The organism is Bacillus sp. BC08 (assembly GCF_054326875.1).
The window spans coordinates 944482-970465 of sequence record NZ_JBTGPA010000035.1; the positions used below are offsets into that span (position 1 = coordinate 944482).

The following is a 25984-nucleotide window of genomic DNA, read 5'->3' on the forward strand; positions in this document are numbered from 1 at the left end:
AGTAATATGAAGTTTATTACTAGTTTTTATTCAAAAGGCTAGCATATTGAAGATAAAAAAAGAGCCTTGCTGCTAATAGTGAGGCTCTTTTCTTTCGTGTTGCTTATGATGGATTTGAGTAGTTTCTCTTAGAATGCCTATGATAGAATATATAAGGTGAAATAGAGCAATTGCAGATGTCAATCGCGTTAATGAATAATGAATCAAAGAAAATAATGTGACGGAGCGTGAGAATCTTGAATGAAGTTGTACAAGTTCCTGTTACGGATGTAAAGGGAATCGGAGGAGAAACATCTGAATTACTACACGAGATGGGAATTTATACAGTTTCTCATCTATTAGAACATTTTCCGTACCGTTATGAAGATTATGCGATGAAAGATCTTGCTGAAGTAAAGCATGATGAACGGGTAACAGTTGAGGGGAAAGTTCATAGTGCTCCTTTACTGCAATATTATGGGAAGAAGAAGTCGCGTCTTACGGTTCGTGTCCTCGTCGGTCGTTATTTAATTACAGCTGTATGTTTTAATAGGCCGTACTATAAGCAGAAGTTAAATTTAGATGAAACGGTAACGATTACTGGTAAATGGGATCAGCATCGTCAAACGATTGCGGTATCAGAGCTTCATTTTGGACCAGTTGCACGTCAACAAGAAGTAGAGCCTGTATACTCAGTGAAAGGGAAACTTACAGTAAAACAGATGCGCCGTTTTATTGCCCAAGCATTCAAGGAGTATGGAGAATCTATAGTTGAAGTGTTGCCTGATGGATTGCTAAGTCGATATAAATTATTGCCGCGTTATGAAGCGCTGCGGGCGTTGCATTTTCCAGCAGGGCAGGAAGATTTAAAACAAGCCCGTCGCCGTTTTGTATATGAGGAGTTTTTCTTATTTCAGCTGAAAATGCAAACATTACGAAAAATGGAGAGGGAAAATTCGAAAGGGACGAAAAAAGAAATTCCTTCAGAAGAATTGCAAGAATTTATCGATGCACTTCCATTTCCGTTAACTGGTGCACAGAGCCGGGTAGTAGATGAAATTATGAAAGATATGACATCTCCTTATCGGATGAATCGTCTGTTGCAAGGTGATGTAGGTTCTGGGAAAACAGTCGTTGCAGCGATTGGCCTTTATGCAGCGAAATTAGCGCATTATCAAGGTGCTTTAATGGTTCCTACAGAAATTTTAGCAGAGCAACATTATCAATCGCTTGCAGAGACGTTCTCGCACTTTGGTATGAATGTTGAATTGTTAACCAGTTCTGTTAAAGGTGTAAGGCGTCGAGAGATTTTGGCGAAATTAGAACAAGGAGAAATAGATATCCTTGTTGGAACACATGCTTTAATTCAAGATGAGGTTATCTTTCATAGGTTAGGTCTCGTTATTACTGATGAACAACATCGATTTGGTGTAGCGCAGCGACGAGTTTTAAGGGAGAAAGGTGAAAGTCCGGATGTTTTATTTATGACGGCGACGCCAATTCCGCGTACGTTAGCAATTACTGCATTTGGAGAGATGGATGTTTCTATAATCGATGAGATGCCAGCTGGTAGAAAGGTAATTGAAACATACTGGGCAAAACATGATATGTTAGATCGAGTTCTCGGTTTTGTGGAGAAGGAGATAAAAAAAGGAAGACAAGCATATGTTATTTGTCCCCTTATTGAAGAATCTGAGAAACTTGATGTACAAAATGCGATTGACTTACATAGTATGCTGACTCATCATTATCAAGGGAAATGTCAAGTCGGATTAATGCATGGCAGACTCTCGTCTCAAGAAAAAGAAGAGATAATGGGACAATTTAGTGAAAATAAAGTGCAAATTCTTGTGTCGACAACAGTTGTTGAAGTAGGTGTGAACGTACCGAATGCGACTGTAATGGTTATTTATGATGCAGAGCGTTTCGGTTTATCGCAGCTCCATCAGCTCAGGGGACGTGTTGGGCGTGGTAGTGAACAATCATATTGTTTATTAATCGCGGATCCAAAATCGGAAACGGGAAAAGAGCGAATGCGTATTATGACCGAAACGAATGATGGATTTGTATTGTCAGAAAAAGATTTAGAGTTAAGAGGTCCTGGAGATTTCTTTGGAAGTAAGCAAAGTGGTTTACCAGAATTCAAGGTTGCTGATATGGTACATGATTATCGAGCGTTAGAAACTGCGAGACAAGATGCGGCGTTATTAGTAGATTCCGAAGCGTTTTGGCATAATGATCAATATGCTTCGCTGCGTACTTATCTTGACGGGGCAGGTGTGTTCCAAGGAGAGAAGCTCGATTAAAGGGAGGCGACAAAAGTTTTTGTTGCATTCTACTTTTAATGATTATATACTACTGTTAGTACCTAGTCATAAAAATGGATGGTGCGGTATGAAAAAAAGAAGAAGTAAAAAAGAAAGACAAGAATTATTACAACAAACAATAGAAACGAATCCTTTTATTACGGATGAAGATTTAGCAGAAAAATTTCAAGTGAGTATACAAACCGTACGTCTTGACCGTATGGAATTATCTATTCCTGAATTAAGAGAAAGAATTAAACATGTAGCTACAAAGCAACATGAAGAAGATGTGAAATCTTTACCGTTAGAAGAGGTTGTCGGAGAAATTATCGATATAGAATTAGATAGACATGCGATTTCTATCTTTGAAGTGAAGGTAGAACACGTATTTAAAAGAAATCAGATTGCCCGTGGGCATCATTTGTTTGCACAAGCAAACTCACTAGCTGTTGCAGTTATTGATGAAGAATTAGCTTTAACTGCAAAGTCTACCATTCGATACATTCGTCCTGTAAAATTAGGAGAGCGTGTTGTTGCAAAAGTGCGCGTTGAAGATGTAGAGAATGATAAAGGACGGACCGTTGTCAAAGTGCGTAGCTTTGTTGGAGAAGAACTTGTTTTTACAGGCACTTTTGAAATGTATCGATCTAGTAATTATAGTGAGGAAGGTAACAACTTATGAAAATCGCAATAGATGCAATGGGCGGCGATCATGCTCCAAAGGCTGTCGTATTAGGAGCAATGAAAGCTATTAAGGAATATTCTGATTTACATATTACGTTAGTAGGGAAAGAAGAGGAAATTCGTCAATACTTAACGAGTGAAGAACGAATTACTATACTTCATACAGATGAAAAAATCGAATCGACAGATGAACCAGTAAGAGCGGTTCGTCGAAAAAAACAAGCCTCAATGGTACTAGCAGCGCAACAAGTGAAAGACGGCGTAGCGGATGCTTGTATATCAGCTGGTAGTACAGGAGCTTTAATGGCGGCTGGATTGTTCGTTGTAGGTCGTATGGAAGGAATTGAGCGACCAGCTTTATCCCCTACAATGCCAACTGTTGATGGAGAAGGTTTTGTTATGTTAGATGTTGGAGCGAACGTTGATGCAAAACCAATTCATTTATATCAATATGCGGTAATGGGATCTGTATACGCTGAGAAAGTAAGAGGAATTAAAAATCCTCGCGTTGGACTTTTGAACGTTGGAACAGAGGATGGCAAAGGGAACGAGCTTTCAAAACAAGTCTTTGCAATGCTTAAGGATGCCCCAATTAATTTCGTTGGGAACGTTGAATCAAGAGATTTATTGCAAGGTGTAGCAGATGTTGTTGTATGTGATGGTTTTACAGGGAATGTAGCACTAAAATCATTAGAAGGAACGGCACTTGCATTATTCTCTATGTTAAAAGAGCAGTTAATGAGTTCGTTTACGAGTAAATTAGCAGCAGCGGTATTAAAGCCAAAACTTATGGTATTAAAAGATAAAATGGATTATTCGGAGTATGGAGGAGCGGCATTATTTGGATTGAAAGCTCCTGTCATTAAGGCTCACGGTTCTTCCAATGACCAATCAATATTTAGTGCGATTCGTCAAACGAGGGAAATGGTAGCGAAAGAAGTGATTCCTACTATTTCAAGCGTAATGGAGAAAGAGCCACTCCAATAAGAGGAGGATTTGAAATGGGAAAACTAGCATTTCTTTTTCCGGGCCAAGGTTCACAGGCAGTTGGAATGGGTAAACAGTTAGCGGAGAATAATAAAGAGGTTGCAAATGTGTTTGCAAAAGCAGATGAGGTGTTGCAAGATTCACTTTCAGAAGTGATTTTTGAAGGGCCCCAGGAAAAGCTTACGTTAACGACAAATGCGCAACCTGCCTTATTAACAACGAGTTTTGCTATTTTGACAGCTTTGAAAGAGTATGATATTACGCCAGACTTTGTTGCAGGCCATAGTTTAGGTGAATATAGCGCTCTTGTAGCAGCGGGTGCAATAACTTTTGAAGACGCTGTATATGCTGTAAGGAAACGTGGGGAATATATGGAAGAAGCTGTTCCTGGCGGAGAAGGTGCAATGGCGGCTATTTTAGGTGCTGATCCACATATGCTGAAACAAGTTACAGAAGAAGTAACAAGTGAAGGATATGCAGTACAAATCGCTAATATGAATAGTACGAAGCAAATTGTGATTTCTGGAACAAAGCAAGGAGTCGAGATTGCTTCTCAAAGAGCGAAAGAAAATGGTGCAAAGAGAGCAATTCCGCTTAAGGTAAGTGGACCGTTCCACTCTTCGCTTATGAAGCCGGCAGCGGAGAAGTTCCAAAGTGTCCTAAATGAAATTACAATTCAAGATACGAATATTCCTGTTATCGCAAATGTAACAGCAGACGTTATTACAAGTGGTGCACATATTCAAGAAAAGCTAATTGAACAGCTCTATTCGCCTGTCTTATGGTACCCGTCCATTGAAAATATGGTGAATCAAGGTGTAGATACATTTATTGAGATTGGACCTGGGAAAGTACTTGCTGGACTTATGAAGTCAATTGATTCATCAGTGAAAGCATATGCGATATATGATGAAGAGACATTAAAAGATACCATTTCAAATTTGAGAGGAGAAAACTGATGTTAAAAGGGAAAGTAGCATTAGTAACTGGCGCTTCACGTGGAATTGGTCGTGCGATTGCGATTGATTTAGCGAAACAAGGGGCAAATGTTGTAGTAAATTATGCTGGTAATGAGCAAAAGGCAAATGAAGTAGTTGATGAAATAAAGAAATTAGGTTCGGATGCAATTGCTGTAAGAGCAGATGTTGCAAATGCTGAAGACGTTACAAATATGGTGAAACAAACTGTAGATACATTTGGACAAGTTGATATTCTTGTAAATAACGCAGGTGTAACAAAAGATAATTTATTAATGCGTATGAAAGAAGAAGAATGGGATACAGTTATTAATACAAACCTAAAAGGTGTATTCTTATGTACGAAGGCAGTATCTCGATATATGATGCGTCAACGTCATGGACGTATTATTAATATCGCTTCTGTTGTTGGAGTAACAGGTAATCCAGGACAAGCAAACTATGTTGCTGCTAAAGCGGGTGTAATTGGATTAACAAAAACATCCGCAAAAGAGTTAGCAAGCCGTAATATTACTGTAAATGCAATTGCTCCTGGGTTTATTGCCACAGATATGACAGACGTATTAGATGAAAATATAAAAGCTGAAATGTTAAAATTAATTCCTGTAGCTCAGTTTGGTGAAGCGGAGGATATCGCAAATGCTGTAACGTTCTTTGCTTCTGATCAAAGCAAATATGTTACAGGTCAAACGTTAAATGTTGATGGCGGCATGGTAATGTAATAAAAGAATTGATTTCAGCTAGTTTTTTTGGTCAATATTTAATATAATATTTGAGGGGAGGTGAATGGAATGGCAGATGTTTTAGAGCGTGTAACAAAAATCATCGTTGATCGTTTAGGTGTAGAAGAAACTGAAGTAGTACCAGCTGCGAGCTTTAAAGAAGATTTAGGCGCAGACTCCCTAGATGTAGTAGAACTTGTAATGCAATTGGAAGATGAATTCGAAATGGAAATTTCTGATGAAGATGCTGAAAAGATTGCTACTGTTGGCGATGCTGTGACTTACATAGAGAGTCATCTATAATGCTTAAGTGAAGTCCCGTTTTTTAGCGGGGCTTCTCGGCTTATATCTGGAGGGACTTATGCCGTACCGAAAACATAGAGAAAAAAAATACGAAACAAAATATCGTGAAGCGTTTAAAGTATTTCAAGAAGAGATAGGTATTACGTTTTCAGATGAAAAATTATTGATTCAAGCATTTACGCATTCATCGTATGTGAATGAGCATCGAAAAAAACCGCATGAGGACAATGAGCGTCTTGAATTTCTTGGTGATGCTGTATTGGAACTCACTGTATCGCAGTATCTGTTTCAAAAATATCCGACAATGAGCGAAGGAGAGTTAACAAAACTACGTGCAGCTATTGTATGTGAACCATCTCTTGTTCGTTTTGCAAACGAATTGTCATTTGGTAGCCTTGTTTTATTAGGGAAAGGTGAAGAAATGACGGGTGGACGTGAACGACCAGCTTTATTAGCGGATGTCTTTGAAGCGTTTATTGGTGCCCTTTATCTTGATCAAGGGCTTGAAACAGTTTGGGGATTTTTAAAAGAAGTTGTATATCCGAAAATTAATGAGGGTGCTTTTTCTCATGTGATGGATTATAAGAGTCAATTACAAGAGTTGATTCAGCGTGATGGTAGTGGCAATATTGAGTATCAAATTTTGCAAGAAAAAGGACCGGCTCATAACCGAGAATTTGTGTCACGTGTTACGTTAAATAACGTGGCTTTAGGTCTTGGTAGTGGCAAGTCGAAAAAAGAAGCAGAGCAACAAGCTGCTGCAGAAGCATTGAAAAAATTAAAAGAACAACTATAAGGAATCCCCCTTTGAATGAGGGGGATTCCTTATGCATAGAATGAAACTTTCTTTTTGTTTGTGAATAAAGGGAAGGGAAATCCGTATAATAGCTTGTTTTTGTATAGACAACAGTTATAACAACGGAGAATAGGAGGAAGGCCTTTCGTGTTTTTAAAAAGATTAGAGATAGCAGGATTTAAGTCGTTTGCTGAGCGCGTATCTGTTGATTTTGTCCCAGGTGTAACTTCTGTAGTAGGACCTAATGGAAGTGGGAAAAGTAATATTACTGATGCGATTCGCTGGGTACTTGGTGAACAATCTGCAAAATCATTACGTGGTGCAAAGATGGAGGATATTATTTTTGCGGGCAGTGATACGAGAAGAGCAGTTAATGTTGCTGAAGTAACATTAACTTTAAATAATGAAGATCAACGTTTACCGATTGAATATAATGAGGTGTGTGTAACACGTCGTGTATCTCGTTCTGGTGATAGTGATTTTTATATTAATAAACAATCATGTAGATTGAAAGATATTATTGATTTATTTATGGACTCTGGTATGGGAAGAGAAGCTTTTTCGATTATTAGCCAGGGGAAAGTTGAAGAGATTTTAAGTAGTAAATCAGAAGAACGTCGTGGTGTATTTGAAGAAGCTGCTGGAGTGCTGAAATACAAACTTCGTAAAAAGAAAGCTGAAGCAAAATTGGCAGATACACAAGAAAACTTAAATCGTGTACAAGATATCATTCACGAATTAAGTAGTCAAGTAGAACCTTTAGAAAGACAAGCTTCTATTGCGAAAGACTATCTTGAGAAAAAAGAAGAATTAGAGAAAGTAGAAGCGGCGCTTATTGTACATGAAATTGAAGAATTACATGAGAAATGGGAAGCGCTTCGAAATCAGTTTGGGCACAATAAAAATGAAGAAGCTAAAATGTCAACGCATTTACAAAAAGGTGAAAAAGAGCTAGAGGAATTACGAGGGCAATTACAAGCAGTAGATGAGTCTGTAGATTTCTTGCAAGAAGTACTTCTTCTTTCTAGTAAAGAGCTAGAAAAGTTAGAAGGACAGCGTGAGTTATTAAAAGAGAGAAAACAAAATGCAACGACGCATTGTGCGCAACTCGAACAGTTAATTGTTGAATTAACAGAGAAAGCTACAAGTTATGATGGTGAAATTGAATCCAGTACAGAAGTGTTGATGCAATTTGTAAATCAAGTAAAAGAGTTGGAGACGAAATTGCATGATAATGAGCTACTGCTTGCAACTTTTGCTGACAATTTAGAGGAACAAATTGAGAATTTAAAAGGTGACTATATTGAACTTTTAAATCAACAAGCTAGCCATCGCAATGAGTTATCTATGATTGAAGAACAATCTAAACAACAAAACTCTAAAAATGAACGCCTCGATGAAGAAAATGCGAAATACGTAGAAATGCGTATGGAAATTACCGCGAAAAAGACGAAGCTTGTGGAGAGTTATGAACAAGTGAAAGAAAAAGTAGCTGGTATCCTTTCGAATATACAAAAGACAGAAGCGGCAATTGGGAAATGCAAGACGCAATATAGTGAAAATGAAACAAAGTTGTATCAAGCGTATCAATTTGTACAACAGGCACGTTCTCGAAAAGAAATGCTAGAAGAGATGCAAGAAGATTACTCTGGTTTCTATCAAGGAGTACGTGAAGTATTAAAAGCTAGAGAAAATAGGTTGCAAGGTATCGAGGGTGCTGTTGCAGAACTGCTAACGGTACCGAAAGAATATGAAATTGCAATGGAAATTGCTCTAGGTGCAGCAATGCAGCATATTGTCGTACAAAAAGAAGAACATGCTCGTAATGCAATTGCGTTTTTAAAACAAAATAAACATGGGCGAGCAACGTTTTTACCGCAAGCTGTTATTAAAAGTAGATCGTTATCATTTGAACAATTACGTATTGTAAATCAACACCCATCGTTCGTAGGTGTGGCGGCAGAACTTGTGCAATATAACAATAAATATGAAAATGTAGTTTCGAATTTATTAGGGACAGTTATTGTTGCAAAAGATTTACGCGGGGCAAATGAGTTAGCGAAACAACTGCAATACCGTTATCGTATTGTAACAATCGAAGGTGATGTAGTGAACCCTGGTGGTTCTATGACAGGTGGAGCGGTAAAACAGGCGAAATCTTCTTTATTAGGACGTCAACGTGAACTAGAAGAGTGGACGGGCAAGTTAACTGATATGGAAGAGAAAACAACAAAGTTAGAAAACTTTGTTAAAGCAGTAAAGCAAGAAATTCAAGAAAGAGAAGTGCAACTACGCGAACTAAGGCAAAGTGTAGAAGTAGAGCGTGTAGATGAACAGAAATTAAGAGAAGAAATTAATCGCTTAGAATTAGAAGAACATCGTATTAATGATCGTTTATCTATTTACGATTTAGAGATTGAAGGATTCTTACAAGATCAAGTGAAGATACAAGGGCGTAAAGAAGAGCTAGAAAAGATTTTAGCGACTCTTCAAGCTGAGATTACAGGATTAGATAGCAAAATTGTCGCTTTAACAAAACAAAAAAGTGAGCAGCATTCTTCGAAAGAAAAAGTTCAAAAAGAAATGACTGAGTTGAAAGTGTTGGCAGCTGAAAAGCAACAACGTTTATCTAATCAAAAAGAAAAAGTTGAACGTTTGACGAAGGAAAAAGAAGAAACGGATGCAACGCTTGTCAAAACGAAAGAGGATTTAGCATTCTTAAAACAAGAAATGACATCGAATTCAAGTGGTGAAGAGCAAATTACGAATATGATTGAGAAGAAAGCATATGATCGTAATCAAACTTCAGAGTTAATTCGCTCTCGTCGCGAACAACGTATATCGTTACAAGAGAGAGTAGAACAGTTAGAGCGTAGTCTGAAAGAAACAACAGGTAAACATAAATACATTCTTGAGATGTTGAAAGATCAAGAAGTAAAAATAAACCGACTTGATGTAGAGTTAGAAAATAGATTACAACATTTACGTGAAACATATACAATTTCATTTGAAGCAGCAAAACTGAAGTATACAATGATAATGCCTGCAGAGGATGCGCGTAAAAAGGTGAAACTAATTAAACTATCCATCGAAGAGCTAGGCACAGTGAACTTAGGGGCGATTGAAGAGTATGAGCGTGTAGCAGAGCGTCATACATTCTTACTAGAGCAAAAAGATGACCTAGAAGAAGCGAAAGCGACATTGCACCAACTTATTACTGAAATGGATGAAGAAATGAAAAAACGTTTTTCTACTACGTTTGAAGGAATTCGAATGGAGTTTCAATCGGTATTCTCTGAACTATTTGGAGGCGGTAGAGCGGATTTAGTCATGACGAATCCAGAGGACTTGTTAAATACTGGTATTGATATTGTAGCGCAACCGCCAGGGAAGAAGCTGCAAAACTTAGGTTTACTTTCTGGTGGAGAGCGTGCTTTAACAGCAATTGCGCTTTTATTTGGTATTTTAAAAGTGCGCCCAGTTCCATTCTGTGTGCTAGATGAGGTAGAGGCGGCTCTTGATGAGGCGAATGTTGCCCGTTTTGCGCAGTATTTAAAGAAATTTAGTGATGAGACACAGTTTATTGTCATTACACATAGAAAAGGTACAATGGAAGAGTCTGACGTATTGTACGGTGTAACAATGCAAGAGTCAGGGGTATCTAAACTTGTTTCGGTTCGTTTAGATGATGGAGAAGAACTAGTTGCAAGTAATTAGGAAGGATGGGACAGTATGAGCTTTTTTAAAAAATTAAAAGAAAAAATTTCAAAACAAACAGATACGGTAACAGAGAAATTTAAACAAGGGTTAGAAAAGACGAGAAATTCGTTTGCAGATAAAGTAAATGATTTAGTTTATCGTTATCGTAAAGTAGATGAAGATTTCTTTGAGGAACTAGAAGAAATTTTAATTGGTGCAGATGTCGGAGTTTCGACGGTAATGGAATTAATTGATCAATTGAAAGAAGAAGTGCAACGTCGTAACATCCAAGATCCAAAAGAAGTACAAGCTGTTATTTCAGAAAAGTTAGTAGGAATTTACAAAGGCGACAGTGAATTTAGCAACGAAATTAATATGCAAGAGGATCAATTAACAGTTGTTTTATTTGTCGGTGTTAATGGCGTAGGAAAAACGACGACGATTGGTAAACTGGCACATAAATTCAAAACAGAAGGTAAGTCTGTCCTATTGGCTGCAGGAGATACATTCCGCGCGGGAGCGATTGAACAATTAGAAGTATGGGGCGATCGAGTTGGTGTAGAAGTGATTAAACAAGGATCAGGATCTGATCCAGCGGCGGTTATGTATGACGCTGTACAGGCCGCGAAAGCACGTAAAGTAGACGTATTACTATGTGACACAGCAGGGCGCTTACAAAATAAAGTAAACTTAATGAAAGAGTTAGAGAAAGTGAAGCGTGTAATTGAGCGTGAAGTACCGGGGGCTCCTCACGAAGTATTACTTGTTATTGATGCAACAACGGGACAAAATGGTTTAAGTCAAGCGAAAACATTCCGTGAAGCAACGAATGTTACTGGTATTGTTTTAACGAAGTTAGATGGAACTGCTAAAGGTGGTATTGTATTAGCGATTCGTAACGAAATGGATGTACCGGTGAAATTTGTTGGATTAGGGGAGCAAATGGATGACTTGCAGCAGTTTGATCCAGAACAATATGTGTATGGTTTATTTGCGAACCTAGTAGAAACAGAAGAAGTTTAAGTGAAAGAAGCGGTATTTTTCCGCTTCTTTTTCTATAAAAATATGTGATGTTAAGAAAAAAACTTGACACTCTTTTGTACTCCATGTAAACTAATTCATGTAAAGGGAAATCACTTAACAAAGGATGATCCAACATGCTCGAGAAAACAACGAGAATGAACTATTTATTTGATTTTTATCAATCGTTGTTAACGCAAAAACAAAGAAGTTATATGTCGCTTTATTATCTAGATGATTTATCTCTTGGTGAAATTGCGGAAGAATTTGATGTAAGTCGCCAAGCCGTGTATGATAACATTAAACGGACTGAAGCGATGCTTGAAGAATATGAAGATAAATTAGTATTACTTCAAAAGTTTCAAGAGCGACAGCGACTTGTTGCAAAGCTAAAACAGCTAATCAGCGAAGAAGAGCATGTGAATGAAGAAATGAAACAAGTTGTTGAAGCTATCGAAAAATTAGATTAGGAGGGCGGCAATATGGCATTTGAAGGATTAGCCGACCGACTTCAACAGACAATGCAAAAAATCCGCGGCAAAGGAAAAGTTTCTGAAGCCGATGTGAAAGAAATGATGAGAGAAGTTCGTCTAGCTCTTTTAGAAGCGGACGTTAACTTTAAAGTAGTAAAAGATTTTGTAAAGCGTGTGTCTGAACGTGCTGTCGGACAAGATGTAATGACAAGTTTGACACCTGGACAACAAGTAATTAAAGTCGTACAGGAAGAACTTACAGAACTTATGGGCGGAGAGCAAAGCAAAATTGCTGTTGCTAATAGGCCACCGACTGTTATAATGATGGTTGGTCTGCAAGGTGCGGGTAAAACAACGACGACAGGTAAGCTTGCGAATTTGCTTCGTAAAAAGCATAATCGTAAACCGATGCTTGTTGCAGCGGATATTTACCGTCCAGCAGCGATTAAACAGCTTGAAACATTAGGGAAGCAATTGGACATGCCTGTATTCTCTTTAGGAGATCAAGTAAGTCCTGTTGAAATTGCGAAACAAGCGATTGCAAAAGCAAAAGAAGATCATCACGATTATGTTTTAATCGATACAGCAGGTCGTCTGCATATTGATGAAGAACTAATGGATGAATTAGCGAAAGTGAAAGAAGTTGCGAAACCGGATGAAATTTTCCTTGTTGTCGATGCGATGACGGGTCAAGACGCGGTAAATGTTGCACAAAGTTTCCATGAACAGTTAGGTTTAACAGGTGTTGTATTAACGAAATTAGATGGTGATACGCGCGGTGGTGCGGCATTATCTATTAAGGCGGTAACAAATACACCGATTAAATTTGCTGGTATGGGTGAAAAACTAGATGCGATTGAAGCGTTCCATCCAGAGCGTATGGCATCCCGTATTTTAGGGATGGGAGACGTCTTAACATTAATTGAAAAAGCGCAAGCTACAGTTGATGAAGAGAAAGCAAAAGAACTTGAGCAAAAAATGCGTACGCTTTCGTTTACGCTTGACGATTTCCTAGAACAACTTGGACAAGTGCGTCAACTTGGACCGCTTGATGAATTGTTAGGAATGCTTCCTGGTGCAAATAAAATTAAAGGGCTGAAAAATGCGCAAGTTGATGAAAAACAAATTGGGCATATTGAGGCAATTATTCGTTCTATGACTAAATTAGAGCGAGAACAACCGGAAATAATCAATGCTAGTCGCAAAAAGCGCATTGCCAAAGGTAGCGGTACAACGGTACAAGAGATCAATCGTTTAATCAAGCAATTTGATGATATGAAAAAGATGATGAAAACGATGACTGGAATGCAAAAAGGTAAGAAAAAAGGACTAGGTGGATTGAAGTTTCCATTCATGTAAGGAAAAAAGATGGCTCTGTTAAGAAAAAACACTTTACAAAGCAATAGTCTTTTTGCTAATATAATTATCTGTGTGAAATAAATTCGGAGGTGCTTTATAAATGGCAGTTAAAATTCGTTTAAAACGTATGGGAGCTAAAAAAACTCCTTTCTATCGTGTAGTTGTTGCAGATTCTCGTTCTCCTCGTGACGGACGTTTCATTGAGGAAATCGGTACTTACAATCCGGTTGCTCAACCAGCTGAAGTTAAGATCAACGAAGAAGCAGCATTAAAATGGTTAGGAAATGGTGCTAAACCATCTGATACAGTTCGTAACTTATTCTCTAACCAAGGTATCATGGAGAAATTCCACTTATCTAAACAAGGTAAGTAATTGAGGCAATGACTATGAAGAAGTTAGTCGAGACGATTGTCAAGCCTCTTGTCGATCATCCTGAAGATGTAAAAGTTACACAGGAACTTTACAACGGAGAGATAAAGTATCGATTAACTGTACATCCTGAGGATGTTGGAAAAGTCATTGGAAAGCAAGGGAGAGTTGCGAAAGCAATTCGAATGCTCTTGTATTCAGTGGGACATCATAATGATGAAAAAGTAACACTGGAAATTCAATAAACGTAAAAAGGGCGAGGAGTTATTTCCTCTCCCTTTTTTAACATTTAAAGAGAAGTTGCATGTTCCATATATGAAATGGAAATGCTTAATTTATATAGAAACCAGGGGTGACATATTATTTATGACAAAGTGGTTTAACGTAGGGAAAATTGTAAATACTCATGGCGTAAGAGGAGAAATTCGTGTTATTTCTCGTACTGATTTTCCAGAAGAGCGATATAAAGTAGGAAACACATTATACATAAGTAATGAGAAAAGTACAGACTACCTTCCAGTGAAAGTAACTTCTCATCGTCAACATAAGACATTTGATTTATTAACATTTGAAGGATGCAACAATGTAGATGAGGCAGAGAAGTTTAAAGGTTCTTTAATAAAAGTACCAGAAGAGCAGTTAGGCGAACTAGCTGAAGGCGAATACTACTACCATGAAATTATTGGTTGCAGTGTTGTAACGGAAGAAGGAGAAGCGTTAGGAACAATAAAAGAAATTTTATCTCCTGGTGCAAATGATGTTTGGGTAATTAAACGTCCAAAAGGTCAAGATCTATTAATTCCTTATATTGATGATGTTGTACTTCAAGTTAACATTGAGAATAAATTAGTAACCATTCATGTAATGGAAGGATTGCTATAATGAAAATTGACATTTTAACATTGTTTCCAGATATGTTTACGGGTGTGTTTGGATCTTCAATTTTAAAGAAAGCACAAGAAAAAGAAGCGGTAGAGCTTCGTGTTGTCAATTTCCGCGATTATACAACGAGTAAGCATAATAGTGTAGATGATTATCCGTATGGTGGTGGAGCTGGGATGGTATTAACCCCCCAGCCTATCTTTGATGCAGTGGAAGAGTTAACGAAGGAAACAGACCGTAAACCGAGAGTTGTTTTAATGTGTCCACAAGGAGAGCGCTTTACGCAGAAGAAGGCAGAAGAGCTTGCTGAAGAAGAGCATGTTATTTTTGTGTGTGGTCATTATGAAGGGTACGATGAACGAATTCGTGAGCATCTCGTAACAGATGAGATTTCTATCGGTGACTATGTATTAACCGGCGGAGAGTTAGCCTCTATGGTTATTACTGATAGTGTCGTGCGTCTCCTGCCGGGAGTGCTAGGAAATCATGCTTCACAAGTTGAGGATTCGTTTAGTACAGGTTTATTAGAACACCCTCATTATACACGTCCAGCTGATTTTCGTGGTATGAAGGTACCGAATGTATTAATGTCAGGAAATCATAAAAATATTGATGAATGGCGACACAAAGAATCACTACGTCGTACGTACACGCGTAGGCCGGATTTACTGGAAGAGCGAGAATTATCTAAGCAAGAAAAGAAATGGCTAGAACAGATTAAAGAAGACAAGTAAGGGCTAGATATATTTTCTATTGCAACAGTCCTAGCAATATGCTATTATAACACTTGTGCTACTGAAATCAGTGGCCGTATTAACGATGTTCCGCTGTAATTTATTAAGACTTTATAAGAGCATCTGTTTAAAGGAGAGAATTTAATATGCAACAATTAATCGCAGAAATTACTCAAGGCCAATTAAAAACTGACCTTCCTTCATTCCGTCCTGGAGACACTTTACGTGTACACGTAAAAGTAGTTGAGGGAACTCGTGAAAGAATTCAGCTTTTCGAAGGTGTTGTAATTAAACGTCGTGGTGGCGGAATCAGTGAAACATTCACAGTTCGTAAGATTTCTTACGGTGTAGGTGTTGAGCGTACATTCCCAGTTCACACGCCAAGAATCGCGAAACTTGAAGTACTTCGTCGTGGTAAAGTACGTCGTGCTAAGTTATACTACTTACGTAACCTTCGCGGTAAAAAAGCACGTATTAAAGAAATTCGATAAGACATGTATGGGAGCTTGTAAATGCACAAGCTCCCTTTTTCCAATCTATATAAAATTTTGATATAATACGAGCAGCTTACATAATCGTGGAGGGGAAATGCATGAAGAAAGAAAAGAGTTCACTTTGGGAATGGATCAAGGCAATTTTGATTGCTGTTGTATTAGCGGGTGTTATTAGACAGTTTTTCTTTGCGCCAATTCTCGTAGATGGAGTGTCGATGGCCTCTACTTTACATGATCGCGATCGAATGATTGTCAATAAAATTGGTTATCACATAGGAGATCCAAAACGATTTGATATTATCGTATTCCGAGCAACGGAAGATAAGGATTATATTAAGCGCATTATCGGCCTGCCAGGCGATGAAATAGAGTATCGTAATGATAAACTATATGTTAACGGAAAGGCTTATGAAGAGCCGTATTTAGACAAGCAGAAAAAACAAATTGCTGACGGACCGCTTACATATGATTTTACTCTTGAAGAAATGACAGGGAAGAAAACTGTTCCAGAAGGTCAATTATTTGTTTTAGGCGATAATCGTCGTTTTAGTAAAGATAGTCGTTCAATTGGTACAATTTCAATGGACCAAGTGATTGGAAAAGCAAATATACTATATTGGCCGTTAAAAGATGCTCGTATTGTGAAATAAAAGAAAAAGAAGGTGGCAACATGGTAATTCAATGGTTCCCGGGACATATGGCAAAGGCTAGACGCCAAGTAACAGAAAAATTAAAGTTAATTGATGTTGTAATTGAGCTTGTAGATGCTCGATTACCTTTATCTTCTCGAAATCCAATGATTGATGAGATTATTACACATAAACCGAGGCTTGTTGTTTTAAATAAAGCGGATATGGCAGATGATCGATTAACAAAGCAATGGATCGCATATTTTAAAGAAAAAGGTCAAATGGCAATTTCAATTAACGCGCAAGCTGGACAAGGTATGAAGGAAATTGCAGCGGCTTGTAAAGTGTTGGTGAAAGAAAAATTTGATAAAATGGTTGCGAAAGGTATTAGACCGAGAGCGATTCGTGCATTAATTGTAGGTATACCGAATGTTGGTAAATCTACGTTAATTAATAAGTTAGCAAAGAAAAATATTGCTAAAACAGGAGATCGCCCTGGTGTGACAACAGCTCAACAATGGATTAAAGTTGGGAAGGAAATGGAACTGTTAGATACACCTGGTATTTTATGGCCTAAATTTGAAGATCAACTAGTGGGTCTTCGTTTAGCGACAACGGGCGCAATTAAAGATTCAATTTTAAATTTACAAGATGTTGCTGTTTACGCACTACGTTTTATGGAGAAACATTATCCAGAACGTTTGAAAGAGCGATATAATTTAAATGAAATTCCAGAAGATATTGTGGAGTTATTCGATGCAGTTGGAAAAAATAGAGGCTGTTTAATGGGCGGCGGAATGATTGATTATGATAAAACATCTGAGCTTGTACTTCGTGAACTTCGTGGTGGAAAACTTGGAAAGATGACGTTTGAAACACCAGAAGAGTTTACGGAGCAGACAGAAGATGCAGAAAAAGTAGAAGAAGTATAAGACGTGCGTTTGTACGTCTTTTCTTTTTTGTATATAAAGGGAGTGGCATGAATGCAAAAAGTGACTATTCAAGAAGCGGAACGTTTACTGCATGAAATAATGAGTGAAGAAGATGACCGCTTCCAAATATTAATGAAAGACGAGCGAAAAGGAATACAAAAGCTCATTTTGAAGTGGCATAAACAAAAAGAGTTAGCGCAGAAAGAAAAAGAAAAGTTTTTCGAAATGTCCAAGTACGAGATTGCATTACGTGAAAAAGGGCTCACACTTATCGCGGGTATAGATGAAGTAGGGCGTGGGCCACTAGCTGGGCCTGTCGTGACGGCAGCTGTTGTCCTTCCGGAAGATTTTTATATCCCAGGGTTAAATGACTCGAAAAAGCTGAGTGAGGCGAAGCGAGAGCGTTTTTATGATGAAATTAAAGCGCAAGCAATTGCAATTGGAGTTGGAATTGTATCACCACAAATAATTGATGAGATAAATGTTTATCAAGCGACGAAACAAGCGATGTTAGATGCTGTTGCGAATTTATCTTGTGCACCAGAATATTTATTAATTGATGCGATGAAACTTCCTACACCAATTCCGCAAACATCCATTATTAAAGGTGATGCGAAAAGTATTTCTATTTCAGCTGCATCCATTATTGCGAAAGTAACGAGAGATCGTATGATGAAAGAGCTTGGAGAAAAGTATCCTGCATATGGGTTTGAACAACATATGGGATATGGAACAAAACAACATTTAGAAGCGATTGAAGCGCATGGAGTATTAGAAGAACATCGGAAATCGTTTGCACCAATTAAAGATATGATTCAAAAATAAGCTGCGAATATGCAGCTTATTTTTTTATTTTGGTATATGAACATTATTATTTTCAAAAAAGAATAAAGCGATTTCAGTTTTCTGACACTTTATTGTAGACAGCGTGCCAATCATCTTATACAATGGCAATGTAATGTTTTTTAAACATTAAAAAACTTTTCGAGTAAAACAGGAAAACAGGGGAGGATGGGACCATGAATATCCATGAGTACCAAGGTAAGGCAGTCCTTAGAAGCTATGGGGTTAGCGTTCCGAACGGGAAGGTTGCATTTACAGTAGAAGAAGCTGTAGAAGCAGCGAAAGAATTAGGAACGGATGTATGTGTAGTAAAAGCACAAATTCACGCTGGTGGACGCGGCAAAGCTGGCGGAGTAAAAGTTGCAAAAAATTTAGATGAAGTTCGTACATATGCAGAGAGCATTTTAGGAACTACACTTGTGACACATCAAACAGGTCCTGAAGGTAAGGAAGTAAAACGCTTACTTATCGAAGAAGGTTGCGATATTAAAAAAGAATATTATGTTGGTCTAGTTTTAGATCGTGCAACTTCTCAAGTTGTTTTAATGGCATCTGAAGAAGGTGGAACAGAAATTGAAGAAGTAGCAGAACAAACACCTGAAAAGATCTTTAAAGAATATATTGATCCAGCAGTAGGCTTACAAGGATTCCAAGCGCGCCGAATCGCATTTAACATCAATATTCCAAAAGAGCTTGTAGGACAAGCTGTGAAGTTTATGATGGGCTTATACCGTGCGTTTATCGAAAAAGATTGCTCTATCGCGGAGATCAATCCACTTGTTACAACAGGTGACGGTAAAGTTATGGCATTAGATGCGAAATTAAACTTTGATTCTAATGCTTTATATCGCAATAAAGACATTTTAGAACTTCGTGATCTTGATGAAGAAGATTCAAAAGAAATTGAAGCTTCTAAATATGACTTAAACTACATTCCTTTAGATGGAAATATCGGTTGTATGGTTAATGGTGCAGGTTTAGCGATGGCTACAATGGATATCATTAAACATTACCATGGCGATCCAGCTAACTTCTTAGATGTTGGTGGCGGTGCAACAGCTGAAAAAGTTACAGAAGCATTCAAAATTATCCTTTCTGACAAAAATGTAAAAGGTATCTTCGTTAACATTTTTGGTGGCATTATGAAGTGTGATGTTATCGCAGAAGGTGTTATTGAAGCGACGAAACAAGTAGGTCTTGAATTGCCTTTAGTTGTACGTCTTGAAGGTACAAACGTAGAGTTAGGTAAGAAGATTTTAAATGAGTCTGGCTTAAATATTGTTGCAGCAGAATCTATGGCAGACGGTGCACAAAAAATTGTTTCACTAGTGGGCTAATAGAAAGCGGGGGAGAAAAATGAGCGTATTAGTTAATAAAGATACAAAAGTTATTGTTCAAGGTATTACAGGTTCTCAAGGATTATTCCACACAAAACAAATGATTGAATACGGTACGAAAATTGTCGGTGGTGTAACGCCAGGTAAAGGTGGCACTGATATTGAAGGTGTACCAGTATTTGATACTGTAGAAGATGCAGTGAAAGCAACAGGCGCAAACGCTTCAGTTGTATACGTTCCACCCGCTTTTGCGGCTGATGCAATTATGGAAGCAGTTGATGCAGAAATCGATTTAGTAGTATGTATTACTGAAGGAATTCCTGTATTAGATATGGTAAATGTAAAGAGATATATGGCGGGTAAACATACACGTTTACTTGGACCAAACTGTCCTGGTGTTATTACGCCTGATGAATGTAAAATTGGTATTATGCCAGGATACATTCATAAAAAAGGCCATGTAGGTATCGTATCTCGCTCTGGTACATTAACGTATGAGGCTGTACATCAGTTAACACAAGAAGGTATTGGCCAATCTACTGCTGTAGGTATCGGTGGGGACCCAGTTAACGGTACGGACTTTATTGATGCGTTAAAAGCATTTAATGAAGATGAAGAAACGCATGCTGTAATTATGATTGGTGAAATCGGTGGTACAGCGGAAGAAGAGGCAGCTGAATGGGTGAAAGCTAATATGACAAAACCTGTTGTAGGCTTCATTGGTGGCCAAACAGCGCCTGCTGGCAAACGTATGGGCCATGCTGGTGCAATCATTTCTGGTGGTAAAGGAACTGCTGCAGAAAAGATTAAAACGATGGAAGCTTGTGGTATTAAAGTAGCGGAAACTCCAGCGGTTATGGGCGAAACGCTAATCTCTGTCTTAAAAGAAAAAGGTTTATTTGAGACTTGTAAAAACTACTAATCTGTTGAAAGACACCTTCTTGCTTGAAGGTGTCTTTTTACGAAATTCTTGTTTACATAATAAAAATTATGGGTAAGGAGAATTAAGATGAAAAGAGAACGATTATTACATCTTCATTATTTTTTAGCAGATCATTGGAAGGCGATGGAAAGACTACTATATGTCGATCCTGAATTGAAGGGAATATACACTTTTAATGCAAAACAAATGGAATACTACACTGGAATATCCTCGAAAAAATCTTCAGAATTAGTACATTTTCTTCAAAGTTCAAATCTCCCGCAATATATATCTTATTTAGAAAAAAATCGAATCTTTTATATGACTATCTGGGATGAAGATTATCCACAACTATTACATGAAATACAAGATCCACCCTTTGTGTTATATGGAAAAGGCGAGAAGGATTTTCTCAATAAAGCGAATAAATTAGCGGTTATTGGAACGAGAGAACCGACTTTATATGGACATGAGAGTTTAAAATTTATTTTACAACCATTATTAGAAAGAGAATGGCTTATTGTCAGTGGGTTTGCAAGAGGGATAGATACAATGTCTCATGAAATTACAGTAAGACGGCATTGTCCGACTATTGCAATACTAGGGCATGGATTATCGTATATGTATCCAAAAGAGAATAGACATTTATATGAAACGTGGAATGAATATATATTGTTATTAACGGAGTATCCACCGCACTATGCACCGAAAAAATGGTATTTTCCAAAAAGGAACCGGATTATTAGTGGTATAAGTAAGGGTGTTTTAGTTGTAGAAGCGAAATCAAGAAGTGGAACACTTATTACTGCGGACCTTGCTTTAGAGCAAAATAGAGAGGTATTTGCACTTCCTGGACCTATATTTATAGATAGTGCATCAGGAACGAATCATCTGATTCAACAGGGAGCAAAACTAGTAAGAAATGCAGAAGATATCTTGGAAGAGATTTTAAATTAACCTTATATTTTCATGTTTTTATTAAACAATTATTGACAAATGGTAGAAAGGCACTGTATGGTATATTCATTCTTGATTGACAAAAACAAGAGAAATCAATAAGATTGATGAAGACTTGAATCCACCTCTTAAGGAGGCACTAGCATGTCAGATTACCTCGTAATCGTGGAGTCGCCTTCTAAGGCGAAGACCATTGAGAAATATTTAGGCAAAAAATACAAAGTTGTCGCGTCTATGGGACACGTTCGCGATTTACCTAAAAGTCAAATGGGGATAGAAGTAAAGAACAACTTCACCCCGAAGTATATTACCATTCGTGGTAAAGGTCCCGTCTTAAAAGATTTAAAATCAGCGGCCAAAAAAGCAAAGAAAGTCTATCTCGCGGCCGATCCAGACCGCGAAGGGGAAGCAATTGCTTGGCATTTAGCCAATACGTTAAATGTGGACGTGGAATCAGATTGCCGAGTTGTGTTTAATGAGATTACAAAAGATGCAATAAAAGAATCATTTAAACATCCTCGTGCGATTAATATGGATTTAGTAGATGCACAACAAGCAAGGCGTATACTAGATCGTCTTGTAGGTTACAATATTAGTCCTTTATTATGGAAGAAAGTAAAAAAAGGATTAAGTGCAGGACGCGTACAATCTGTAGCAGTTCGTTTAATTATCGAACGTGAAAAAGAAATTCAAATCTTTGAGCCTGAAGAATTCTGGACAATTAAGACAGAATTTGTGAAGGGAAAAGACACATTTGAAGCGAGTTTTTACGGTGTAGATGGTGAAAAAGTTCAATTAACGAATGAAACGCAAGTGAATGAAATAATTGAACAGATGAAAGATAATGCGTTTTCAGTTGAAAATGTAACGCGAAAAGAGCGAAAACGTAATCCTGCATTACCGTTTACAACATCTTCCTTGCAACAAGAGGCAGCTCGTAAGTTAAACATGCGAGCAAAGAAAACAATGATGCTCGCGCAGCAATTGTATGAAGGGATAGATCTTGGAAAGCAAGGGACTGTAGGTCTTATTACGTATATGAGAACTGACTCAACACGTATCTCAGAAACAGCTCAAACAGAGGCACGTACTTACATTACTGAGGCGTTTGGTGCGGAATACATAGGAACAGAAAAGAAGAAAGAAACGAAAAAGTCGAACGCACAAGATGCGCATGAGGCAATTCGTCCTACTTCGGTAATGAGAAGGCCAGAGGAACTAAAGAGTTTCTTAAGTCGTGATCAACTTCGGTTGTATAAACTGATTTGGGAGCGATTTGTTGCAAGTCAAATGGCGTCTGCTATAATGGATACTGTGACAGCTAGACTCATTAATAACAATGTTCAGTTCCGTGCAAGTGGATCGGTTGTAAAGTTTCCAGGATTTATGAAAGTGTATGTAGAGTCGAAAGATGACGGGGCTGAAGAAAAGGATAAAATGTTGCCACCTTTAGAAGTAGGGGAAACGGTATTTTCGAAGGATTTAGAACCGAAGCAACACTTTACACAACCTCCGCCGCGCTATACAGAGGCTCGTCTAGTAAGAACACTTGAAGAGCTTGGAATTGGAAGGCCGTCGACTTACGTACCGACACTTGAAACGATTCAAAAACGTGGATACGTAGGCTTGGATAATAAACGCTTCGTTCCAACTGAACTTGGTGAAATAGTAATTGAACTTATTTTAGAGTTTTTCCCAGAAATTATTAACATTGAATTTACTGCTAACATGGAGCAAAGTCTTGATGAAGTAGAAGAAGGAAATGCGAATTGGGTAAAAATTGTTGATGATTTCTACGTAGGCTTTGAACCGCGTTTAGAAAAAGCGGAAAAAGAAATGCGTGAAGTGGAAATTAAAGATGAACCAGCTGGGGAAGACTGTGAATTGTGTAATCACCCAATGGTCTTTAAAATGGGTAAATACGGGAAATTTATGGCTTGTTCGAATTTCCCAGATTGTCGTAATACAAAACCGATTGTGAAAGAAATTGGTGTTACTTGTCCGAAGTGTGATAAAGGTCAAATTATTGAACGCCGTAGTAATAAAAAGAAACGTCTTTTCTATGGATGCGGTACGTATCCAGAGTGTGACTTTGTATCATGGGATAAACCAATTGGTCGTAAATGTCCGAAGTGCGAAGGTATGCTTGTAGAGAAGAAGTTGAAAAAAGGCGTGCAAGTACAATGTATTTCGTGTGATTATGAAGAAGAACAACAAATGTGAGCGTAACTGCTCACATTTTTTTCGGGAAGAAAAGGAAAGGTGATTAATATGACAACACAAGTAGTAAACGTCATTGGCGCAGGTCTTGCAGGAAGTGAAGCAGCTTACCAAATTGCAAAACGTGGTGTCCAAGTAAAATTATATGAAATGAGACCAGTAAGGCAAACACCAGCTCATCACACAGATAAATTTGCAGAGTTAGTATGCAGTAACTCGCTTCGCGCAAACACATTAACAAACGCTGTTGGTGTTATTAAAGAAGAAATGCGTCTAATGGACTCTGTTATTATTCGTGCAGCTGATGAGTGCTCTGTACCAGCAGGAGGGGCTTTAGCTGTAGATCGTCATGAATTTGCGGCAAAGGTAACGGAGTATGTGAAAAACCATCCGAACGTAACTGTGATGAATGAAGAAATTACTGAAATTCCAGAAGGGCCTACTGTTATCGCGACAGGTCCACTTACGTCTCCTGATCTTGCTGCACAATTAAAAGAATTAACAGGTGAAGATTATTTTTATTTCTATGATGCTGCAGCACCGATTGTTGAGAAAGACAGCATTGATATGAATAAAGTATATTTAAAATCTCGTTACGATAAAGGTGAAGCTGCATATTTAAACTGCCCAATGACGGAAGAGGAATTTGACCGTTTTTACGAGGCTTTAATTGCTGCTGAAACAGTACCTTTAAAAGAATTTGAAAAAGAAATTTTCTTTGAAGGTTGTATGCCAGTAGAAGTTATGGCAAGTAGAGGAAGACAGACGCTAGTATTTGGGCCGATGAAACCTGTTGGATTAGAAGATCCGAAAACAGGGAAAACGCCATATGCTGTTGTTCAGTTACGTCAAGATGATGCAGCAGGAACGTTATACAATATCGTAGGTTTCCAAACACATTTAAAGTGGGGACCACAAAAAGAAGTGTTACAGTTGATTCCAGGACTGGAAAACGCAGAGATTGTACGTTATGGTGTAATGCATCGTAATACGTTTATTAATTCACCTAACTTGCTTCGTCCAACATATCAATATAAACAACGTGATGATTTATTCTTCGCTGGCCAAATGACTGGAGTAGAGGGATATGTTGAATCGGCAGCATCAGGATTACTAGCAGGTATTAACGCTGCTCGACTTGTGAAAGGTGAAGAGCCAGTTGTATTACCATCTGTAACTGCAATGGGAAGTATGGCGAATTATATTACTGCGACAAATGCAAAAAACTTCCAACCAATGAATGCAAACTTCGGTCTGTTTGCACCGTTAGAGAAGAAAATTAAGAAAAAAGCAGAACGAAATGAAGCCTATGCAACACGCGCTTTAGAAACAATTCAAAATTTTGTAAATATTTAGTTAAATTTCTTGCAAAGGCTACTAAGTTGTGATACGATTTAGTAGCCTTTATTGAGGTGAATTGTGTGAATGTGAAGAAATTGTTACAATTATTCGTTGGATATTTACAAATTGAAAGAAATTATTCAAAATATACAATTGCAAGTTATCAAAATGATTTAGAACATTTTGTGCAATTTATGGAGCGAGAAGGCATATCCTCTTTTTTAGATGTTACATACGCAGATGTTCGTTTGTACTTAACGACGTTACACGATGAAAAGTTAGCCCGTAAATCTGTCGCAAGAAAAGTATCAAGTTTACGAAGTTTATATCGTTTTTTGATGCGTGAAGGTTATCGGAAAGATAATCCGTTTGCACTTGCGTCACTCCCCAAAAAAGAATTGTCAATCCCAAAGTTTTTATATGCTGAAGAATTAGAGGAATTATTTGAAGTTTCTGATACGGAAACACCGCTAGGTCAAAGGAATCAAGCTTTATTAGAATTGATGTATGCGACTGGAATCCGTGTGAGTGAATGTGTCAATTTACAACTTACCGATATTGACTTCGCGGTGGGAACAATTTTAGTAATGGGAAAAGGAAAAAAACAAAGGTATATTCCGTTCGGAAGCTATGCGCAAGATGCTTTAATTACTTATATAGAGAACGGGAGAAAACAGTTAGCTCACAAAACTGAAGAACACTCTCATATGGTATTTTTAAATGCGAAAGGCACGCCGCTAACAAGTCGAGGGGTACGCTATGTATTAAACGAACTCATTAAGAAAGCTTCGCTGACAATGCGGATAAGTCCCCATATGTTAAGGCATACATTTGCTACACACATGTTAGATGAAGGGGCAGATTTACGTACTGTACAGGAGCTACTTGGTCATGAGAATTTGTCGACGACACAAATTTATACGCATGTCTCTAAAGAAAGATTGCGTTCGGTCTACATGAAGCATCACCCACGGGCATAAATTGCTTTTAAAGCTATAAAAACATATAAAGGAGTTTT

General features: G+C 37.9%; 25 protein-coding genes. All 25 read left to right on the forward strand.

Annotated features, from left to right (window positions below; translation table 11 throughout):
• Positions 1 to 236: 236 nt before the first annotated feature.
• The 25 genes from recG to xerC all read left to right on the forward strand — a co-directional run bounded on the left by recG (position 237) and on the right by xerC (position 25946).
• A complete protein-coding gene (gene recG, locus ACXVYO_RS23125) occupies positions 237 to 2285 on the forward strand; it encodes an ATP-dependent DNA helicase RecG (protein ID WP_458468579.1) in 2049 nt (682 codons plus the stop codon).
• 88 nt (positions 2286 to 2373) lie between these two features.
• Positions 2374 to 2967 carry a transcription factor FapR gene (gene fapR, locus ACXVYO_RS23130; RefSeq protein ID WP_000747354.1) on the forward strand — a complete coding sequence of 198 codons (594 nt, stop codon included), beginning with the start codon at positions 2374 to 2376 and terminating at the stop codon, positions 2965 to 2967.
• Entirely contained in the window at positions 2964 to 3956 is a 993-nt protein-coding gene (gene plsX, locus ACXVYO_RS23135) for a phosphate acyltransferase PlsX (RefSeq protein WP_000684108.1), read from the forward strand. The genes fapR and plsX overlap by 4 nt, the downstream gene beginning before the upstream one ends.
• Positions 3957 to 3970: 14 nt before the next feature.
• On the forward strand, positions 3971 to 4915 hold the full coding sequence (gene fabD / locus ACXVYO_RS23140; protein WP_000516945.1) for an ACP S-malonyltransferase: 945 nt from the start codon (positions 3971 to 3973) through the stop codon (positions 4913 to 4915).
• Positions 4915 to 5655 (forward strand): 3-oxoacyl-[acyl-carrier-protein] reductase, encoded by a 741-nt coding sequence (fabG, locus tag ACXVYO_RS23145; protein WP_061678211.1) that lies wholly within the window; start codon positions 4915 to 4917, stop codon positions 5653 to 5655. Before fabD ends, fabG begins: the two co-directional genes overlap by 1 nt.
• Positions 5656 to 5724: 69 nt before the next feature.
• Complete coding sequence (acpP, locus tag ACXVYO_RS23150) at positions 5725 to 5958, forward strand: acyl carrier protein (RefSeq protein WP_000786062.1); 234 nt, start codon at positions 5725 to 5727, stop codon at positions 5956 to 5958.
• Positions 5959 to 6016: 58 nt separating this feature from the next.
• The gene (gene rncS / locus ACXVYO_RS23155; protein ID WP_001146868.1) at positions 6017 to 6754 is read left to right on the forward strand and encodes a ribonuclease III; all 738 of its coding nucleotides are present in this window, start codon (positions 6017 to 6019) and stop codon (positions 6752 to 6754) included.
• A 147-nt stretch (positions 6755 to 6901) separates the two neighbouring features.
• Complete coding sequence (gene smc, locus ACXVYO_RS23160) at positions 6902 to 10471, forward strand: chromosome segregation protein SMC (RefSeq protein WP_458468580.1); 3570 nt, start codon at positions 6902 to 6904, stop codon at positions 10469 to 10471.
• Positions 10472 to 10486: 15 nt separating this feature from the next.
• On the forward strand, positions 10487 to 11476 hold the full coding sequence (ftsY, locus tag ACXVYO_RS23165; RefSeq protein WP_000007660.1) for a signal recognition particle-docking protein FtsY: 990 nt from the start codon (positions 10487 to 10489) through the stop codon (positions 11474 to 11476).
• Positions 11477 to 11610: 134 nt separating this feature from the next.
• On the forward strand, positions 11611 to 11943 hold the full coding sequence (locus tag ACXVYO_RS23170; RefSeq protein WP_000891061.1) for a putative DNA-binding protein: 333 nt from the start codon (positions 11611 to 11613) through the stop codon (positions 11941 to 11943).
• A 12-nt stretch (positions 11944 to 11955) separates the two neighbouring features.
• A complete protein-coding gene (gene ffh / locus ACXVYO_RS23175) occupies positions 11956 to 13305 on the forward strand; it encodes a signal recognition particle protein (protein WP_000863466.1) in 1350 nt (449 codons plus the stop codon).
• A gap of 100 nt (positions 13306 to 13405) precedes the next feature.
• A complete protein-coding gene (gene rpsP, locus ACXVYO_RS23180; RefSeq protein WP_000268750.1) occupies positions 13406 to 13678 on the forward strand; it encodes a 30S ribosomal protein S16 in 273 nt (90 codons plus the stop codon).
• Between the two features lie 14 nt (positions 13679 to 13692).
• On the forward strand, positions 13693 to 13920 hold the full coding sequence (locus ACXVYO_RS23185; protein ID WP_000737399.1) for a KH domain-containing protein: 228 nt from the start codon (positions 13693 to 13695) through the stop codon (positions 13918 to 13920).
• Positions 13921 to 14041: 121 nt separating this feature from the next.
• Positions 14042 to 14557, forward strand: a complete 516-nt coding sequence (rimM, locus tag ACXVYO_RS23190) for a ribosome maturation factor RimM (protein ID WP_000170281.1) — start codon at positions 14042 to 14044, stop codon at positions 14555 to 14557.
• Complete coding sequence (trmD, locus tag ACXVYO_RS23195; RefSeq protein WP_458468581.1) at positions 14557 to 15291, forward strand: tRNA (guanosine(37)-N1)-methyltransferase TrmD; 735 nt, start codon at positions 14557 to 14559, stop codon at positions 15289 to 15291. The genes rimM and trmD overlap by 1 nt, the downstream gene beginning before the upstream one ends.
• A gap of 146 nt (positions 15292 to 15437) precedes the next feature.
• Positions 15438 to 15782, forward strand: coding sequence for a 50S ribosomal protein L19 (gene rplS / locus ACXVYO_RS23200; RefSeq protein ID WP_001186518.1), 345 nt, complete (start codon positions 15438 to 15440; stop codon positions 15780 to 15782).
• A gap of 101 nt (positions 15783 to 15883) precedes the next feature.
• Positions 15884 to 16435, forward strand: a complete 552-nt coding sequence (gene lepB / locus ACXVYO_RS23205) for a signal peptidase I (RefSeq protein WP_000711857.1) — start codon at positions 15884 to 15886, stop codon at positions 16433 to 16435.
• Between the two features lie 20 nt (positions 16436 to 16455).
• On the forward strand, positions 16456 to 17346 hold the full coding sequence (ylqF, locus tag ACXVYO_RS23210) for a ribosome biogenesis GTPase YlqF (RefSeq protein WP_458468582.1): 891 nt from the start codon (positions 16456 to 16458) through the stop codon (positions 17344 to 17346).
• 51 nt (positions 17347 to 17397) lie between these two features.
• Complete coding sequence (locus ACXVYO_RS23215) at positions 17398 to 18171, forward strand: ribonuclease HII (RefSeq protein ID WP_458468583.1); 774 nt, start codon at positions 17398 to 17400, stop codon at positions 18169 to 18171.
• 194 nt (positions 18172 to 18365) lie between these two features.
• Positions 18366 to 19526, forward strand: a complete 1161-nt coding sequence (gene sucC / locus ACXVYO_RS23220) for an ADP-forming succinate--CoA ligase subunit beta (RefSeq protein ID WP_001020792.1) — start codon at positions 18366 to 18368, stop codon at positions 19524 to 19526.
• Positions 19527 to 19545: 19 nt separating this feature from the next.
• The gene (gene sucD / locus ACXVYO_RS23225; protein ID WP_000115178.1) at positions 19546 to 20448 is read left to right on the forward strand and encodes a succinate--CoA ligase subunit alpha; all 903 of its coding nucleotides are present in this window, start codon (positions 19546 to 19548) and stop codon (positions 20446 to 20448) included.
• An 87-nt stretch (positions 20449 to 20535) separates the two neighbouring features.
• On the forward strand, positions 20536 to 21405 hold the full coding sequence (gene dprA, locus ACXVYO_RS23230; protein WP_458468584.1) for a DNA-processing protein DprA: 870 nt from the start codon (positions 20536 to 20538) through the stop codon (positions 21403 to 21405).
• A gap of 144 nt (positions 21406 to 21549) precedes the next feature.
• Complete coding sequence (gene topA, locus ACXVYO_RS23235; RefSeq protein WP_088097492.1) at positions 21550 to 23628, forward strand: type I DNA topoisomerase; 2079 nt, start codon at positions 21550 to 21552, stop codon at positions 23626 to 23628.
• Positions 23629 to 23676: 48 nt separating this feature from the next.
• Positions 23677 to 24981 carry an FADH(2)-oxidizing methylenetetrahydrofolate--tRNA-(uracil(54)-C(5))-methyltransferase TrmFO gene (gene trmFO / locus ACXVYO_RS23240; protein ID WP_000211998.1) on the forward strand — a complete coding sequence of 435 codons (1305 nt, stop codon included), beginning with the start codon at positions 23677 to 23679 and terminating at the stop codon, positions 24979 to 24981.
• A 65-nt stretch (positions 24982 to 25046) separates the two neighbouring features.
• Positions 25047 to 25946, forward strand: a complete 900-nt coding sequence (gene xerC / locus ACXVYO_RS23245) for a tyrosine recombinase XerC (RefSeq protein ID WP_001101238.1) — start codon at positions 25047 to 25049, stop codon at positions 25944 to 25946.
• Positions 25947 to 25984 lie beyond the last annotated feature (38 nt).

What these genes read in the sequence shown, in the direction of transcription:
- fapR (WP_000747354.1), top strand. Translation starts at nt 2,374, where the DNA reads ATGAAAAAAAGAAGAAGTAAAAAAGAAAGACAAGAATTATTACAACAA.
- plsX (WP_000684108.1), top strand. Translation starts at nt 2,964, where the DNA reads ATGAAAATCGCAATAGATGCAATGGGCGGCGATCATGCTCCAAAGGCT.
- fabD (WP_000516945.1), top strand. Translation starts at nt 3,971, where the DNA reads ATGGGAAAACTAGCATTTCTTTTTCCGGGCCAAGGTTCACAGGCAGTT.
- fabG (WP_061678211.1), top strand. Translation starts at nt 4,915, where the DNA reads ATGTTAAAAGGGAAAGTAGCATTAGTAACTGGCGCTTCACGTGGAATT.
- acpP (WP_000786062.1), top strand. Translation starts at nt 5,725, where the DNA reads ATGGCAGATGTTTTAGAGCGTGTAACAAAAATCATCGTTGATCGTTTA.
- rncS (WP_001146868.1), top strand. Translation starts at nt 6,017, where the DNA reads ATGCCGTACCGAAAACATAGAGAAAAAAAATACGAAACAAAATATCGT.
- ftsY (WP_000007660.1), top strand. Translation starts at nt 10,487, where the DNA reads ATGAGCTTTTTTAAAAAATTAAAAGAAAAAATTTCAAAACAAACAGAT.
- ACXVYO_RS23170 (WP_000891061.1), top strand. Translation starts at nt 11,611, where the DNA reads ATGCTCGAGAAAACAACGAGAATGAACTATTTATTTGATTTTTATCAA.
- ffh (WP_000863466.1), top strand. Translation starts at nt 11,956, where the DNA reads ATGGCATTTGAAGGATTAGCCGACCGACTTCAACAGACAATGCAAAAA.
- rpsP (WP_000268750.1), top strand. Translation starts at nt 13,406, where the DNA reads ATGGCAGTTAAAATTCGTTTAAAACGTATGGGAGCTAAAAAAACTCCT.
- ACXVYO_RS23185 (WP_000737399.1), top strand. Translation starts at nt 13,693, where the DNA reads ATGAAGAAGTTAGTCGAGACGATTGTCAAGCCTCTTGTCGATCATCCT.
- rimM (WP_000170281.1), top strand. Translation starts at nt 14,042, where the DNA reads ATGACAAAGTGGTTTAACGTAGGGAAAATTGTAAATACTCATGGCGTA.
- trmD (WP_458468581.1), top strand. Translation starts at nt 14,557, where the DNA reads ATGAAAATTGACATTTTAACATTGTTTCCAGATATGTTTACGGGTGTG.
- rplS (WP_001186518.1), top strand. Translation starts at nt 15,438, where the DNA reads ATGCAACAATTAATCGCAGAAATTACTCAAGGCCAATTAAAAACTGAC.
- lepB (WP_000711857.1), top strand. Translation starts at nt 15,884, where the DNA reads ATGAAGAAAGAAAAGAGTTCACTTTGGGAATGGATCAAGGCAATTTTG.
- ylqF (WP_458468582.1), top strand. Translation starts at nt 16,456, where the DNA reads ATGGTAATTCAATGGTTCCCGGGACATATGGCAAAGGCTAGACGCCAA.
- ACXVYO_RS23215 (WP_458468583.1), top strand. Translation starts at nt 17,398, where the DNA reads ATGCAAAAAGTGACTATTCAAGAAGCGGAACGTTTACTGCATGAAATA.
- sucC (WP_001020792.1), top strand. Translation starts at nt 18,366, where the DNA reads ATGAATATCCATGAGTACCAAGGTAAGGCAGTCCTTAGAAGCTATGGG.
- sucD (WP_000115178.1), top strand. Translation starts at nt 19,546, where the DNA reads ATGAGCGTATTAGTTAATAAAGATACAAAAGTTATTGTTCAAGGTATT.
- dprA (WP_458468584.1), top strand. Translation starts at nt 20,536, where the DNA reads ATGAAAAGAGAACGATTATTACATCTTCATTATTTTTTAGCAGATCAT.
- topA (WP_088097492.1), top strand. Translation starts at nt 21,550, where the DNA reads ATGTCAGATTACCTCGTAATCGTGGAGTCGCCTTCTAAGGCGAAGACC.
- trmFO (WP_000211998.1), top strand. Translation starts at nt 23,677, where the DNA reads ATGACAACACAAGTAGTAAACGTCATTGGCGCAGGTCTTGCAGGAAGT.